Annotated in this window: 11 protein-coding genes and 1 pseudogene; 4 read left to right on the forward strand and 8 right to left on the reverse strand. The window is 65.0% G+C overall.

Annotation, left to right across the window (positions count from 1 at the left end; translation table 11 throughout):
* Nucleotides 1-74 precede the first annotated feature (74 nt).
* Nucleotides 75-596, forward strand: a complete 522-nt coding sequence (gene yjgA, locus CSV86_RS20180; protein ID WP_009398198.1) for a ribosome biogenesis factor YjgA — start codon at nucleotides 75-77, stop codon at nucleotides 594-596.
* A gap of 42 nt (nucleotides 597-638) precedes the next feature.
* On the opposite strand, the gene tldD is transcribed toward yjgA, so the two are convergent.
* The 8 genes and pseudogenes from tldD to mreB all read right to left on the reverse strand — a co-directional run bounded on the left by tldD (nucleotide 639) and on the right by mreB (nucleotide 11,735).
* Complete coding sequence (gene tldD, locus CSV86_RS20185; RefSeq protein WP_009398196.1) at nucleotides 639-2,078, reverse strand: metalloprotease TldD; 1,440 nt, start codon at nucleotides 2,076-2,078, stop codon at nucleotides 639-641.
* 2 nt (nucleotides 2,079-2,080) lie between these two features.
* Nucleotides 2,081-2,932, reverse strand: coding sequence for a carbon-nitrogen hydrolase family protein (locus CSV86_RS20190; protein WP_009398194.1), 852 nt, complete (start codon nucleotides 2,930-2,932; stop codon nucleotides 2,081-2,083).
* Nucleotides 2,933-2,941: 9 nt separating this feature from the next.
* Nucleotides 2,942-6,753, reverse strand: a pseudogene (locus CSV86_RS20195) (YhdP family protein).
* A 79-nt stretch (nucleotides 6,754-6,832) separates the two neighbouring features.
* Complete coding sequence (gene rng / locus CSV86_RS20200; protein WP_009398191.1) at nucleotides 6,833-8,290, reverse strand: ribonuclease G; 1,458 nt, start codon at nucleotides 8,288-8,290, stop codon at nucleotides 6,833-6,835.
* 83 nt (nucleotides 8,291-8,373) lie between these two features.
* On the reverse strand, nucleotides 8,374-8,982 hold the full coding sequence (locus tag CSV86_RS20205) for a Maf family protein (protein WP_009398189.1): 609 nt from the start codon (nucleotides 8,980-8,982) through the stop codon (nucleotides 8,374-8,376).
* Nucleotides 8,983-9,019: 37 nt separating this feature from the next.
* Nucleotides 9,020-9,508 (reverse strand): rod shape-determining protein MreD, encoded by a 489-nt coding sequence (gene mreD / locus CSV86_RS20210; RefSeq protein ID WP_009398188.1) that lies wholly within the window; start codon nucleotides 9,506-9,508, stop codon nucleotides 9,020-9,022.
* Nucleotides 9,508-10,533 carry a rod shape-determining protein MreC gene (mreC, locus tag CSV86_RS20215; RefSeq protein WP_080604745.1) on the reverse strand — a complete coding sequence of 342 codons (1,026 nt, stop codon included), beginning with the start codon at nucleotides 10,531-10,533 and terminating at the stop codon, nucleotides 9,508-9,510. Before mreC ends, mreD begins: the two co-directional genes overlap by 1 nt.
* A gap of 164 nt (nucleotides 10,534-10,697) precedes the next feature.
* Nucleotides 10,698-11,735: a rod shape-determining protein MreB gene (mreB, locus tag CSV86_RS20220; RefSeq protein ID WP_008371426.1), complete on the reverse strand. Its 1,038-nt coding sequence runs from the start codon at nucleotides 11,733-11,735 to the stop codon at nucleotides 10,698-10,700.
* Nucleotides 11,736-11,930: 195 nt separating this feature from the next.
* Here mreB and gatC point away from each other — a divergent pair, with 195 nt between their 5' ends.
* From gatC to gatB, 3 genes are read left to right on the forward strand one after another with little or no spacing between them, the layout of a single operon-like run.
* Complete coding sequence (gene gatC, locus CSV86_RS20225; protein WP_009398181.1) at nucleotides 11,931-12,218, forward strand: Asp-tRNA(Asn)/Glu-tRNA(Gln) amidotransferase subunit GatC; 288 nt, start codon at nucleotides 11,931-11,933, stop codon at nucleotides 12,216-12,218.
* Nucleotides 12,219-12,233: 15 nt separating this feature from the next.
* Nucleotides 12,234-13,685, forward strand: coding sequence for an Asp-tRNA(Asn)/Glu-tRNA(Gln) amidotransferase subunit GatA (gene gatA, locus CSV86_RS20230; protein WP_009398179.1), 1,452 nt, complete (start codon nucleotides 12,234-12,236; stop codon nucleotides 13,683-13,685).
* An 11-nt stretch (nucleotides 13,686-13,696) separates the two neighbouring features.
* Nucleotides 13,697-15,142 carry an Asp-tRNA(Asn)/Glu-tRNA(Gln) amidotransferase subunit GatB gene (gatB, locus tag CSV86_RS20235; RefSeq protein WP_009398177.1) on the forward strand — a complete coding sequence of 482 codons (1,446 nt, stop codon included), beginning with the start codon at nucleotides 13,697-13,699 and terminating at the stop codon, nucleotides 15,140-15,142.
* Nucleotides 15,143-15,184 lie beyond the last annotated feature (42 nt).

The raw sequence follows: 15,184 nt of genomic DNA on the forward strand, positions 1-15,184 counted from the left end.
GTCATCGAGCGACCGGGCCGGACAAGCGGCCCCCGACTGGTTATCATGGCGGCGTTTCTCAGCGGACTGCCCCCATGGTTGATTCTTACGATGCCTTCGACGAAGGCGAAAAAAGCAAATCCCAGATCAAGCGCGAACTCCAGGCGCTGGTCGATATGGGCGAGCGCCTTACCACGCTCAAGCCCGATACCCTGGCCAAACTGCCTCTGACCGACGAGCTGCGCAAAGCACTCGAAGAACACAAGAAGCACACGGCCAACGAGGCCAAGCGCCGTCACCGTTCGTTCATCGGCAAGCTGATGCGCGACCAGGACCTCGACGCCATCAACGCCCTGCTCGACCAGCTGGACGCGTCTTCGCGCCAGTACAACGAGCGCTTCCACAACCTCGAACGCTGGCGTGACCGGCTGATCGGCGGCACCGACGACGTCCTGGAAAAATTCGTCCAGGAGTACCCGGAAGCCGATCGCCAGCAACTGCGCTCGTTGATCCGTCAGGCCCAGCACGAGGCCAAGACCAACAAGCCGCCAACCGCAGCGCGCAAGATCTTCAAGTACATTCGCGACCTCGACGAGAGCCAGCGCGGCCTGCGCTGATTCACGCTACCGGGCAGGCACCCTGCCCGCCCGGTGTCCCGCTCATGCGCCCGTGCCACCCACGGTGATCGCATCGATCTTCAGGGTCGGCTGGCCCACGCCAACCGGCACCGACTGCCCATCCTTGCCACAGGTCCCCACGCCGCTGTCCAGGCTCAGGTCGTTGCCGACCATGGAAACCCGGCTCATGGCTTCCGGACCATTGCCGATCAGGGTGGCGCCCTTGACCGGGGCGGTGATCCTGCCGTCTTCGATCAGGTACGCCTCGCTGGTGGAGAAGACGAACTTGCCACTGGTGATATCCACCTGGCCGCCACCAAGGTTGGCGCAGTACAGGCCGCGCTTGACCGAAGCGATGATTTCCGCCGGATCGCTCTCGCCCGCCCGCATGTAGGTGTTGGTCATGCGCGGCATCGGCAGATGCGCGTAGGACTCGCGGCGCCCGTTGCCGGTGACGGCCATGCCCATCAGGCGCGCGTTGAGCTTGTCCTGCATGTAGCCGACCAGCTTGCCGTTCTCGATCAGGGTGGTGCATTCGGTCGGCGTACCCTCGTCATCGACGCTCAGGGAGCCGCGACGATCCTTCAGGGTACCGTCATCGACGATGGTGCACAGGCTCGACGCAACCTTCTCGCCGATGCGCCCGCTATACGCCGAACTGCCCTTGCGATTGAAGTCGCCCTCAAGGCCATGGCCGACCGCTTCGTGCAGCAGCACGCCGGACCAACCCGGCCCCAGCACCACCGGCAAGGTGCCTGCCGGAGCCGGCAGCGCTTCCAGGTTGACCAGCGCCTGGCGCAGCGCCTCGCGGGCAAAGCCCATGACCCGGTCTTCGGTGAAATAGCGATAGTCGGTGCGTCCGCCGCCGCCATGGCCACCGCGTTCGCGGCGACCATTCTGTTCAACGATCACGCTGACGTTGAAGCGCACCAACGGCCGGACGTCGGCCGCCAGGCTGCCATCGGCAGCGGCGATCAGGATGCGCTCCCAGACCCCGGCCATGCTCACGCTGACCTGCTGGATCCGCGGATCGAGCGCGCGGGTGGCAGCATCGACACGCTTGAGCAGGGCGACCTTTTCCGCCCGGCTGATGACTTCCAGCGGGTTGTCCGCCGCGTACAGGGGCGTGATCGCCTGGCTGCGGAAAGCCTGCACCGTGCCGTTCTGCCCGGCCCGGGAAATCGAGCGGGCCGCCTGGGCAGCGGCGCTCAGGGCTTCGAGACTGATGGCATTGCTGTAGGCGAAGCCGGTCTTCTCGCCGGACTGGGCACGCACACCCACGCCCTGGTCAAGATTGAAGCTGCCTTCCTTGACGATGCCGTCTTCCAGCGCCCAGGACTCCGAGATCTGGCCCTGGAAATACAGGTCAGCCGCGTCGATGCCCGGCCCGGCCAGCTCGCCCAGCACGCTCTGCAGGCTGTCGAGGGTCAGGTCGCCGGGGGCCAGCAGTTGCTCGCTGACGCTTGTTAACAACTCGCTCATAGTCACTCCGAGGTGTGCGCAGGCCGCAATGCGTCCTGCGAGAAAAAGCGCCGGTGCGAGACCACCGGCATCCGCGCCCGTATGGACGCCTGTTCTGCGCTGTCGCGCGTGGCCAGCAGCACCGCTTCGCCGCGGGCCTGCTGCGCGAGGATCCGCCCCCAGGGGTCGACGATCGCCGCCTGGCCGTGGGTTTCACGCGGTCCCGGGTGCATTCCACCCTGGGCCGCAGCCAGCACATAGCACTGGGTCTCGATGGCGCGCGCACGGATCAGCACTTCCCAGTGCGCAGCGCCGGTCACCGCGGTAAAGGCCGCCGGCGCCGTGATCAGTTCCGCCCCGGCCTCGCGCAGTGCGCTGTACAGCTCGGGAAAGCGCAGGTCGTAGCAGACCGTGAGGCCCAGCTTGCCCACCGGGGTATCGGCCACCACCACATTGGCGCCATGGGCATAATCGTCCGACTCGCGATAGCGGCCGCGGTTGTCGGCCACGTCCACGTCGAACAGGTGCAATTTGTCGTAGCGGGCGACCAGCTCGCCGTGCTCGTCTACCAGCAGGGAGCAGGCATGGGCTTTGGCCTCGGGCCGGTCGACGGGCGGCAGCGGCAAGGTGCCCGCTACTATCCACAATCTGAGGTCGCGGGCCGTGCGTTTCAACCAGGGCAGGATCGGCCCTTCGCCACGGGCTTCGGCCAGGCCGATGGCGGCACTGTCGCGGCGGCCCATGGCAGCGAAGTTTTCCGGAAGTACTGCAAGCCGTGCGCCTTGCCCTGCTGCCTGTTCGAGCAGTGCCCGGGCGCGGGCCAGGTTGGCGGCGATATCGTCCTGGCTGATCATCTGGATGACGGCAAAGGTCATGGCCACGCTCTACCTTGATTTATCAAAGGGTTTCACGAAGGTAATCTTAGGCTCTTTCACCGGGCCTTCGACCCGATAGTTGACACTGGCATAGCGAGCCACCCGGTCGCCCAGCAGCTTGTCCACCAGGAACAGGGCGCCGCCGACGGCAGGCGCACCAACGATCAGCGCCGCCAGTGGCAGGTTGTTGGTCACCGGCAGGGTCACCATCAGGTTGGCGGCGATCCGGTCGCGAACCATGTCCAGCGTGCCTTCCAGTTCGAAGTTGCTCGACGGGCCGGTGAGCGTGATCGGCTCGCGGGTTACATAGACCCCTTCGCTAGCCACCAGCAGGCCCTTGACCCGATCGTAGCTCAGCCCCTTGCCCAGCAGGTCGGAGAAGTCCAGGCGCAGGCGGCGACCGATCGAGTTGAAGTTGAGCAGCCCGAACACCCTCAGCGCCTGGGCACTGCCGTCCACCTCGACGATCTGCCCGTCGCGCAGCGAAGCGTCCATGCTTCCGGAGAAGCGCTTGAGGCTGATCCAGGCCGGCGAACCTTGCCAGCGGCCATCGACGTCCATATGGAAATCGCGGCTGGTCACGGTCGGCGCAAAGTTCCAGGCCTTGAGCACATCGGCGAGGTTACCGCCCTCGACGCGCCCCTTGTACCAACTGCTGCTGGCGCCGGGGGTACCTTCCCAGGCGGCGGAACCGTTGATCGCCAGGCCCTTGAGATTCAGGTCCAGGTCATTGAATGCCACACCCTGCGCGGTGGGTCGCGATTTGAGGGACACACTGCCCATCAGGTCGTCGCCACGGAACAGTTTGTCGATGCTCAGGTTCACCGCAGGAACCTTGCGAGGATCGCTCGACGCCAGTGGATCCGGGGCATCCGGCTCGGCTTCGACCGCGGGGTCGGCAGCAGGCAGGCGCAAGGTCGGCAGTTGGACCACGATGGGCGCCGCCTTGGCGTCGGGAATCCGCGCATTGCCGATCACTTCCTGGCTATCCAGGCGCAATCCCCAACTGTCGCTGCTGCGATCAAGGCGTACTACCGCCTGGTTCAGTTCGAAGTCGTAGGCCTTGATCTTGCCCACGCTCAATTCAACGCTCCGCAGGATCTGCCGGGCACTGCCCCCCGGATCGTCGCCGGTGTAGCTACCGGCCTTGCTCTGCCAATCGTCGAGGTTCACCTCGGCAATCCGGCCACGCACGCGCAAGCCCGGGCTGGTCGGCAACTGCGCGGCCCCTGCGCCGAGCAGCAATTCGCCGCGCACCTGTTCGGCCTTGCCTGCCGGAGCGGCCATGGCCAGGCTGGCCAGATCGACATAGCTCGCGTCGATACGCCGCTCGGTGCCTCCCAGGTTCATGCGGAACTGGCTGCTGCGGGTGTCGCTGGCTGCCTTGCCGAAGGGCGCGGGCAGGTCGATGGCCAGGCCCTTGAGGCTGGAATCGACCACTAGCTGGTTATCCCGCCCCAGGGACACCTGCAATTGGTACGGCAACTCCCCGGAAACCGGCAACGGTTGGGTGAACTGCAGCCAGTCGGTCAAGGACTTCAGGGCAATCTGGCCCTTGGCAACGATCCGGGTCTGCAACTGCCCGGGCTTGCCTTCGGCGAAAATCTCGGCGGTCACCGGCTTGCCGAACGCCACGGTGCTGATGTTCTTGCCACTCAGGCCCTGGCCCAGGTCGAAACGGAAGTCCCCCTTCAGTTGACTCAGCTCCAGGACCGGCTCACTGATTTTCAGGCGCGACTGTTCGGCATGGAAGTCCACCACGACCTTGGGCTCGATACCGTGGGCCAGCGGGATATCCAGCTTCAGCGAGCCGGTCAGGTCGCCCTCGCCTTCCCAGCCGGCGAAGGTGGGGCCGGTGCCGATCGGCGCTTGCTGAAGAATCTTCACGCCGTCGGCCAGGGTGCCGTCGAACTTGCCATCGACCAGCAGATGACTGTGCTCGCCGGCCGGAACATGGGGGATATCCACCAACACGTCGCTCACCCGAGTATCGAGTATCTGTCCGGTACTGGCCTTGATCCGCACGCCGTGGTCGTCGATGAACACATCGCCGTCCACCTTGCTCAGTTGCGGCCAGCCCGGCTGGAAGTCCAGGGCCGCATCGCGCACCTTGAAGAACAGGCTGATGCTGCGGGCATGATCCGGCGCACCATGGTTCAGCGACCCTTGGTACTGGAAATACCCCTCGTCCACCGTTCCCTTGAGAATCGCCGTGCGCAACCAGTGATCGACCTCGGGGCTGAGCACCTCGGGCAGGTACTTGCCGGTGTAGCGGCCGTCCCCTCGACCAGGCCGACCCGCAGGTCCATGTAGTCTTCGTGCCCCGGTTGCAGATGCAGGCGGATCAGGAAGTCGCCGGCGATCTTGCCTTCCTCCCCCAGCACCTTGAGATAGGGCGCGACCAGGGTGAAGGTTTCCTTGTCCAGCTTCCAGGTCAGCAAGGCGTTGGCCTTCAGGTAATGCCAGGGATCGGCGAAGATCGGCGCCAGGTGCAGCATGAACCTGTCGGTATCCAGGCGCAGCTCGCCATGCCCCAGGTCACCGCTGATACTGCCGCTGACGTTCCCCGCCGCCGGAGCGCCGTGATAGGCATCGAAGCCGACGCGGTCGAGGTTGGCGGCGAAGCTGAATCTGCGGTCACCCTCGACCTGCGGCCGCACTTCGAGCAGGACGTTGCGCAGCCCACCGGTGACCTTGAGGCCATCGACCACCGCCATGGCCTGTTTCGGCAGCGGGCCGAGGGCCTGGATCACCGGTGTCAAAGGCGTCAGGTCGACACGGTCGGCCTGGATCTTCCACAACTCGCCCTCGTCACCGGCCATCGACTGACTGATGCGGACGCGGGATTCCCAGCGTGTCTCACCCAGATTCATGGCCAACGAGTCGATGCTCAGTTGAATGCCTTCGTCATCCCGCCGCAGCCATGCATTGAGCGCCAGGTTGTCGAGCTTCACCGGCTTGCGTTCGGCGTAGGCGGCCTGTACTTGCGGGGCATTCAGGCGCACCGTGGCGCTTTGCACCGTGCCCTTGCCCCAGTCGAGCCAGACCTCGCCGCCTGCACGCAGCTGTGGCAGTTGCCATTGGCCCAGCAGGCGGGCCGGCAGCCATTTGGCCCAGTCGCTCTGCGGCAGGCTGGCGTAGGCCTCGACCTCGGCCTCGCGCCACTGCGCCGGGCGAATCCGGCTTTTCAGACTCAGCGCCACGGGCTGGCCGTCGGGCAGGGTCAGCCGCGCGTCCAGGCGCTGGCGCACGCTGCCGGTCTGCAAGCTGAGGCCGACATAGGTCAGGGTCATGGGATCGTGATCGAAGGGTTCCAGGGTGATCTGGCTGTCCAGCAGCGAAACCCGGGAGACCATCTGCATGCGCCGCAGCGCCTGCTCGACGTCCAGTGGCTGGTCGTCGTCCTGCACCGGCAGGCCCTTGAGGGTCCACTTGCCGCTTTCGTCTTCGTGCAGGTTGAGTTGTAGCCCACCCAGCTCCACCCGGGCCAGGCGCACATCCCGCGCCATCAGGCTGGCCCACAGGTCGGGGACGACCTTGACTGCGTCCAGGCGCAAGGCCGAAGCGCCCTCGCCGACCTGCACGTCGCGAACCACCAGGATCGGCGCCAGCCCGCTCCAACGCCCTTCCAGCTCACCGACATGCACGGGCAGGCCGAGGCTTGCCGCGGCCTTGTCCTCGACGTCGGTACGGTACTCGGCGACCAGTGGAACCAGCTCGCGCCCGAGGCTGACATACAGGGCCACCAGCACCGCGACCAATGCGCAGGCGCCCAGCCCCCAGCGAACCAGGGCAGCCAGAACGAGGATCAGACGCTCCATAGCTGTGGCCCCCGACTCGTGCAAGCCCTAACTATGGCCTGACATGCAGGGTTTGCCACCATCCGGGATTCAGGGCCAGTCAGAGCAGCACCACATCGTATTGTTCCTGGGAATACATGGACTCCACCTGGAAGCGAATGGTTCGCCCGATAAAGGCTTCGAGTTCGGCGACATTCCCCGATTCTTCGTCCAGCAGGCGGTCCACCACCTTCTGGTTGGCGAGCACCCTGTACCCTTCGGCCTGGTAGGCCCGCGCTTCGCGAAGGATTTCCCTGAAGATTTCGTAGCAGACGGTTTCCGGGGTTTTCAGCTTGCCGCGGCCCTGGCAGCAGATGCACGGCTCGCAGAGCACCTGCTCCAGGCTTTCGCGGGTGCGCTTGCGGGTCATCTGTACCAGGCCCAGTTCGGTCAGGCCGATGATGTTGGTCTTGGCATGGTCGCGTTCGAGCTGCTTTTCCAGCGTGCGCAGGACCTGGCGCTGGTGCTCTTCGTCTTCCATGTCGATGAAGTCGATGATGATGATCCCACCGATGTTGCGCAGGCGCAGTTGCCGGGCAATGGCGGTGGCCGCTTCGAGGTTGGTCTTGAAGATGGTTTCTTCAAGATTGCGATGGCCGACGAAGGCACCGGTGTTCACATCGATGGTGGTCATGGCTTCGGCCGGATCGACCACCAGGTAGCCGCCGGACTTGAGCGGCACCTTGCGCTCCAGGGCACGCTGGATCTCGTCCTCGACGCCGTAGAGATCGAAGATCGGCCGCTCGCCGGGATAGTGCTCCAGCCGATCGGCGATTTCCGGCATCAGTTCGGCGACGAACTGCGTGGTTTTCTGGAACGTTTCCCGGGAATCGATACGGATCTTCTCGATCTTCGGGTTGACCAGGTCGCGCAGGGTGCGCAGGGCCAGGCCGAGGTCCTCGTAGATTTCAGTGGGGGCGCCCACGGTCTTGATCTGGACGCCGATCTGGTCCCAGAGCCGGCGCAGGTAGCGGATGTCCATGAGGATCTCGTCGGCACCCGCCCCTTCGGCGGCGGTGCGCAGGATGAAACCACCGGAATCCTGGATGTTCTCCTGGGCCACGCAGTCGCTGACCACCTTCTTCAGGCGCTCGCGCTCGGCTTCGTCTTCGATCTTCAGGGAAATGCCGACATGCTTGGTGCGTGGCATGTACACCAGGTAGCGCGAGGGGATCGACAACTGGGTGGTGAGGCGTGCGCCCTTGGAGCCGATCGGGTCCTTGGTCACCTGGACCACCAGGCTCTGCCCTTCGTGGACCAGGGCGCTGATGCTTTCCACCGTGGTGCCTTCGCGCAGGGAGATTTCCGACGCATGGATGAAAGCGGCGCGGTCCAGGCCAATATCGACGAAGGCCGCCTGCATGCCCGGCAGGACCCGCACCACCTTGCCCTTGTAGATGTTGCCGACGATGCCGCGACGCTGGGTGCGCTCGACATGGACTTCCTGAAGGACACCGTTTTCCACCACCGCCACGCGGGATTCCATCGGGGTGATGTTGATCAGGATCTCTTCACTCATGGCAATCTCTCGTCAAAGGGGCTTCGGGTAATCATGGATCGCCCGACACCGACTGGCGAGCGATAAACGGCGTCGGTGCATCCTCACTCGCTGCCTGGTACGCCCTGCCAGCACGGAATGCCGAAGCGGGCCAGCAATTCGGCGGTTTCCGCCACCGGCAAGCCCACCACCGCAGAGTAGCTGCCCTGCAGGCCCTGCACGAACACCGCGCCAAGCCCCTGGATGGCATAGGCGCCGGCCTTGTCCCGGGGCTCGCCGCTGGCCCAGTAGGTACGGGCACGCTCCTCGCTGATGGTGTTGAAGGCAACACGGCTGCTGATGCACAGGCTTTCCGTGTGCTGTCCATCGGTGACGGCGACGGCGGTCAGCACTTCGTGCTCGCGACCGGACAGCGCCGCCAGCATGGCCAGGGCGTCATCGCGGTCGACCGGTTTGCCAAGGATCCGTCCATCGAGCACGACGGCGGTATCGGCGCCCAGCACCGCGAGCGGAGCGCTGGCGCCACTGGCGGTGAGCAGGGCCAGGCCCGCCGCCGCCTTGCCACGGGCCAGGCGCTCGACATAGGCACCGGGCTGTTCGCCGTGAAGCGGGGTTTCGTCGATGGAGGCGCTGACGACGGTAAAGGGAATGCCTATCTGGGTCAGCAGTTCACGGCGACGCGGCGAACCGGAGGCCAGGTACAGCGGGGTCATCTTGACTACTCCCTGTCAGCGTCGAAAAGCGAATGGTTCAGTAGATGCTCAAACGGCTGCGCAGGCCGCGCAGGCCAAAGCTGATCCACGGCCAGAGCAAGGCACTGGTGACCGCGGGCCAGACCAGCGCCAGGGTCGGCTGGCGGTTACCGGTGAGGGCACTGAGCCACAACTGCACCAGTTGCGCCACACCGAACACCACGAGGATGGTCAGGCTCTGCTGCCACATCGGGAACATCCGCAGGCGTTGCTGCAGGCTCAGCACGAGGAAGGTGATGAGGGTCAGCACCAGCGCATTCTGCCCAAGCAACGTGCCGTAGAGCACATCCTCGCACAGGCCAAGGACGAAGGCGGTGGTCATGCCGATCCGGTGCGGCAGGTTCAGGGTCCAGAAGGCCAGCAGCAAGGCCAGCCACAAGGGGCGGAAGATATCCATGAACGGCGGCATCGGCCAGACGCTCAGGAGCAGGCCGATCAGGAAGGTCAACCAGACCACCCAGCCATTCTTGCCGTGGGTACTGACCATCAGTGTGTCTCCCGCGAAGGTGAGGTTGGCGCTGCGGGCGTCGCGGACGGTGCGGGTGCGGGTGCGGGTGCGGCGGCTGGCGCATGCGGCGCGGCGACGGGGGCCACGGTAGCAGGGTGCGCAGGATCGGTACCCGGCGCCGGCGGCCCCATCTGCTCCGCCTCCTGGGCCTTGACCGCATCGCTGGCGCGCTCTTCAGGGCTGCGACTGTCGGAGAACACCAGCAGCAGGTAGCGGCTGCGATTGAGCGCGGCGGTCGGCACCGCCCGAACGATGGCGAATGGCTGCCCGGAGTCGTGGATCACTTCCTTCACCGTCGCCACGGGGTAGCCGGCCGGGAAACGCTGGCCCAGGCCGGAACTGACCAGCAGGTCGCCTTCCTTGATGTCGGCAGTATCGGCGACATGACGCAGCTCCAGGCGCTCCGGATTGCCAGTACCGCTGGCGATGGCGCGCAGGCCATTGCGGTTGACCTGCACCGGAATGCTGTGGGTGGTATCGGTGAGCAGTAGCACCCGCGAGGTATAGGGCATCAGCTCGACCACCTGGCCCATCAGGCCACGAGCGTCGAGCACCGGCTGGCCGAGGACAACCCCGTCGCGCTCGCCCTTGTTGATGAGGATGCGATGGGTGAAGGGATTCGGGTCCATGCCGATCAGTTCGGCTACCTCGACCTTCTCGTTGACCAGCGCCGAGGAGTTGAGCAACTCGCGCAGACGCACGTTCTGCTCGGTCAATGCCGCCAGCTTCTGCAGGCGGCCTTGCAGGAGCAGGGCTTCGGTCTTGAGTTTCTCGTTCTCGGCGATGAGTTCGGTACGGCTGCCGAACTGGCTGGCCACCCCCTGCCACAGGCGCACGGGCAGGTCGGTGATGGCATAGGACTGCATCAGCACCAGCGACATCTGGCTGCGCACGGGCTTGAGTACGGTGAAACGGGCATCGACCACCATCAGGGCGATCGACAGCACCACCAGCACGAGCAGGCGCACGCCCAGCGACGGGCCTTTGGCAAAAAGCGGTTTAATGGGCCGCTCCTCGTGGACGACGGTTCAGGAGGTCATTCATACGGCAACGCACCGGCCTGGCTTCGGATGGGTGGAATCGGCGCCGCTGACGGACGCCGACCCGGTTTCGGGCAGCACTGCGCAGGCTAGCCGAAATCCGGGCGACAGGAAGGCAATCCGGCGAATCACTCGCTGGAGAGCAGGTCCATGGTGTGCTTGTCCATCATTTCCAGGGCGCGACCGCCGCCACGGGCGACACAGGTCAGCGGGTCCTCGGCGACGATCACCGGCAGGCCGGTTTCCTGGGCCAGCAGTTTGTCCAGGTCGCGCAGCAGGGCGCCACCGCCGGTCAGCACCAGGCCACGCTCGGCGATGTCCGAGGCCAGCTCCGGAGGCGATTGCTCCAGCGCGCTCTTGACCGCCTGGACGATGGTCGCCAGGGACTCCTGCAGGGCCTCCAGCACTTCGTTGGAGTTCAGGGTGAAGGCACGTGGCACGCCTTCGGCCAGGTTGCGACCGCGAACATCGACTTCGCGCACTTCGCCGCCCGGGTAGGCGGTGCCGATTTCCTGCTTGATGCGCTCGGCGGTGGATTCGCCGATCAGGCTGCCGTAGTTGCGGCGCACATAGGTAACGATGGCTTCGTCGAAGCGGTCGCCGCCAACGCGCACGGACTCGGCGTAGACCACGCCGTTCAGGGAGATCAGCGCGATCTCGGTGGTACCGCCACCGATATCGACGACCATCGAGCCGCGGGCTTCCTCGACCGGCAGGCCGGCACCGATCGCGGCGGCCATCGGCTCCTCGATCAGGAACACTTCGCGGGCACCGGCGCCCAGGGCCGATTCACGGATGGCACGGCGCTCGACCTGGGTCGACTTGCACGGCACGCAGATCAGCACGCGCGGGCTCGGCTGCAGGAAGCTGTTCTCGTGCACCTTGTTGATGAAGTACTGCAGCATCTTCTCGCAGACGCTGAAGTCGGCGATCACGCCGTCCTTCATCGGACGAATGGCAGCGATGTTGCCCGGGGTACGGCCGAGCATGCGCTTGGCTTCGGTACCGACCGCGACGACACTTTTCTGGTTGCCGTGGGTACGAATGGCCACGACGGAGGGCTCATTCAGGACGATACCGCGCTCACGCACGTAAATAAGGGTGTTGGCAGTGCCCAGGTCGATGGAGAGATCGCTGGAAAACATGCCACGCAGTTTCTTGAACATGGGAAAGGGACCCTGGCAACGCGTGGGTAAAAAAGTGCGGCAAACTCTAACAATGGCAGGGATTTTGGGCAAGGCGCCAATATGGTAAATTGGCGGTTTTTCCGAGCAGGCCAGCACACGATCGGGCCTTATGACCACGTGTACCCCGGCATGTTCCTCATCCGGATAATTCCGTTTCTTACCCAGGAGATCCCCATGGCGCTTGAACGCAGCGATGTGGAAAAGATCGCCCATCTGGCCCGGCTGGGCCTGAACGAGGCCGATCTGCCACGTACTACCGATGCCCTGAACAGCATTCTGGGACTGGTCGACCAGATGCAGGCAGTCGACACCGACGGCATCGAGCCACTGGCCCACCCGCTGGAAGCCCGTCAGCGCTTGCGCGCCGACGTTGTAACAGAAAGCAACCAACGCGACCGCTACCAGGCCATCGCCCCGGCGACGGACAGCGGCCTGTACCTGGTTCCGAAAGTCATCGAGTAAGGGAATAGCGCCAGCATGCATCAACTCACCCTGGCCGGGATCGCCCGTGGCCTCGCCGACAAATCGTTTTCCTCCGAAGAGCTGACCCGCGCGCTGCTGCAGCGCATCCACCAGCTCGACCCACAACTCAACAGCTTTATCAGCATCACCGATGAACTGGCCATTGCCCAGGCCAAGGCTGCCGATGCCCGCCGCGCCGCCGGCGAGAGCGGTGCCCTGCTCGGCGCGCCGATCGCCCACAAGGACCTGTTCTGCACCCAGGGCGTACGCACCAGCTGCGGCTCGAAGATGCTCGACTCGTTCACCTCGCCCTACGACGCCACCGTGGTCGCCAGGCTGGCCGAAGCCGGCACCGTGACCCTGGGCAAGACCAACATGGACGAATTCGCCATGGGGTCGGCCAACGAATCCAGCCACTACGGTGCCGTGAAGAACCCGTGGAACCTGGAGCACGTTCCGGGCGGTTCGTCCGGCGGTTCCGCTGCCGCCGTGGCCGCGCGCCTGCTGCCGGCAGCCACCGGCACCGATACCGGCGGCTCGATCCGCCAGCCGGCTGCACTGACCAGCCTGACCGGCCTCAAGCCGACCTACGGTCGCGTTTCGCGCTGGGGCATGATCGCCTATGCCTCCAGCCTCGACCAGGGCGGCCCGATGGCCCGCACCGCCGAAGACTGCGCCCTGCTCCTGCAAGGCATGGCCGGCTTCGATCCGAAGGACTCCACCAGCATCGACGAACCGGTCCCGGACTACAGCGCCAGCCTCAACGGCTCGCTGCAGGGCCTGCGCATCGGCCTGCCGAAGGAGTACTTCGGCGCCGGCCTCGACCCGCGCATCGCCGACCTGGTCCAGGCCAGCGTCAAGGAGCTGGAAAAGCTCGGCGCGGTGATCAAGGAAATCAGCCTGCCGAACATGCAGCACGCGATTCCCGCCTACTACGTGATCGCTCCGGCCGAGGCATCCTCCAACCTGTCGCGCTTCGACGGCGTGCGCTTCGGCTATCGCTGCGAGAACCCCAGGGACCTTACCGACCTGTACAAGCGCTCCCGTGGCGAAGGCTTCGGCAGTGAAGTGCAGCGGCGCATCATGGTCGGTACCTACGCGCTGTCGGCCGGCTACTACGATGCCTATTACCTGAAGGCGCAGAAGATCCGCCGCCTGATCAAGAACGACTTCATGGCCGCCTTCGAAGGCGTAGACGTGATCCTCGGCCCGACCACGCCGAACCTGGCCTGGAAGATCGGCGCCAAGAACGCCGACCCGGTCGCCGAGTACCTGGAAGACGTCTACACCATCACCGCCAACCTCGCCGGCCTGCCGGGCCTGTCGATGCCGGCCGGTTTCGTCGATGGCCTGCCGGTGGGCGTGCAGCTCCTGGCCCCGTATTTCCAGGAAGGCCGCCTGCTCAACGTCGCGCACCAGTACCAGCAAGTGACTGACTGGCATACCCGCGTACCCAACGGCTTCTGAGGAACAGACACATGCAATGGGAAGTTGTGATCGGGCTGGAGATTCATACCCAGCTCGCCACCCAGTCGAAGATTTTCTCCGGCAGCGCCACCACCTTCGGTTCCGAGCCGAACACCCAGGCCAGCCTGATCGACCTGGGCATGCCCGGGGTACTGCCGGTGCTCAACCAGGAAGCAGTGCGCATGGCCTGCATGTTCGGCCTGGCCATCGACGCCGAGATCGGCCAGCACAACGTGTTCGCGCGCAAGAACTACTTCTACCCGGACCTGCCCAAGGGCTACCAGATCAGCCAGATGGAGCTGCCGATCGTCGGCAAGGGCCACCTGGACATCGCCCTTGAGGACGGCACCGTCAAGCGCATCGGCATCACCCGCGCGCACCTGGAAGAAGACGCCGGCAAGAGCCTGCACGAAGACTTCAGCGGCTCCACCGGCATCGACCTGAACCGCGCCGGCACGCCATTGCTGGAAATCGTTTCCGAGCCGGAAATGCGCAGCGCCAAGGAAGCCGTGGCCTACGTCAAGGCGATCCACGCCCTGGTCCGCTACCTGGGCATCTGCGACGGCAACATGGCCGAAGGCTCGCTGCGTTGCGACTGCAACGTGTCGATCCGGCCGAAGGGCCAGGCCGAGTTCGGCACTCGCTGCGAGATCAAGAACGTCAACTCGTTCCGCTTCATCGAGCGTGCGATCAACAGCGAAGTGCAGCGCCAGATCGACCTGATCGAGGACGGTGGCAAGGTCATCCAGGAAACCCGCCTGTACGATCCGAACAAGGACGAGACCCGCTCCATGCGCAGCAAGGAGGAGGCCAACGACTACCGTTACTTCCCCGACCCGGACCTGCTGCCAGTGGTGATCGAGTCGGCGTACCTCGACGACCTGCGTGCCACCCTGCCGGAATTGCCGCCACAGAAAGTGGAGCGTTTCCAGAGCCAGTACGGCCTGTCGGCCTACGATGCCAACGTGCTGGCTTCCAGCCGCGAGCAGGCGGAGTACTTCGAGAAGGTCGCGGCCATCGGCGGCGACGCCAAGCTGGCGGCCAACTGGGTGATGGTGGAACTGGGCAGCCTGCTGAACAAGCTGGGTGTCGAGATCGACCAGGCGCCGGTCAGCGCCGAGCAACTGGGTGGCATGCTGCTGCGCATTCGCGACAACACCATCAGCGGCAAGATCGCCAAGACCGTGTTCGAAGCGATGGCGGCGGGTGAAGGTGATGCCGACCAGATCATCGAGGCCCGCGGCCTGAAGCAGGTTACCGATAGCGGTGCGATCGAGAAGGTGCTGGACGAGGTTCTTGCAGCCAACGCCGAGCAGGTCGAGCAATACCGTGCGGCGGACGAAGCCAAGCGCGGCAAGATGTTCGGCTTCTTCGTCGGCCAGGCGATGAAGGCCTCGAAGGGCAAGGCCAACCCGCAACAGGTGAACCAGTTGCTCAAGAGCAAGCTCGAAGGGTAATTCGTATTGCCCCAATCGCTGGCAAGCCAGCTCCCACAGGAT

Source organism: Pseudomonas bharatica CSV86, from assembly GCF_000319305.2.
In the GTDB taxonomy this organism is placed as follows: Bacteria; Pseudomonadota; Gammaproteobacteria; order Pseudomonadales; family Pseudomonadaceae; genus Aquipseudomonas; species Aquipseudomonas bharatica.

Bases quoted from the DNA above. Each gene is read 5' to 3' on its own strand.
- mreB (WP_008371426.1), bottom strand. From the start codon at position 11,735: ATGTTCAAGAAACTGCGTGGCATGTTTTCCAGCGATCTCTCCATCGAC.
- gatB (WP_009398177.1), top strand. From the start codon at position 13,697: ATGCAATGGGAAGTTGTGATCGGGCTGGAGATTCATACCCAGCTCGCC.
- mreD (WP_009398188.1), bottom strand. From the start codon at position 9,508: ATGGTCAGTACCCACGGCAAGAATGGCTGGGTGGTCTGGTTGACCTTC.
- gatA (WP_009398179.1), top strand. From the start codon at position 12,234: ATGCATCAACTCACCCTGGCCGGGATCGCCCGTGGCCTCGCCGACAAA.
- gatC (WP_009398181.1), top strand. From the start codon at position 11,931: ATGGCGCTTGAACGCAGCGATGTGGAAAAGATCGCCCATCTGGCCCGG.
- CSV86_RS20205 (WP_009398189.1), bottom strand. From the start codon at position 8,982: ATGACCCCGCTGTACCTGGCCTCCGGTTCGCCGCGTCGCCGTGAACTG.
- rng (WP_009398191.1), bottom strand. From the start codon at position 8,290: ATGAGTGAAGAGATCCTGATCAACATCACCCCGATGGAATCCCGCGTG.
- CSV86_RS20190 (WP_009398194.1), bottom strand. From the start codon at position 2,932: ATGACCTTTGCCGTCATCCAGATGATCAGCCAGGACGATATCGCCGCC.
- yjgA (WP_009398198.1), top strand. From the start codon at position 75: ATGGTTGATTCTTACGATGCCTTCGACGAAGGCGAAAAAAGCAAATCC.
- tldD (WP_009398196.1), bottom strand. From the start codon at position 2,078: ATGAGCGAGTTGTTAACAAGCGTCAGCGAGCAACTGCTGGCCCCCGGC.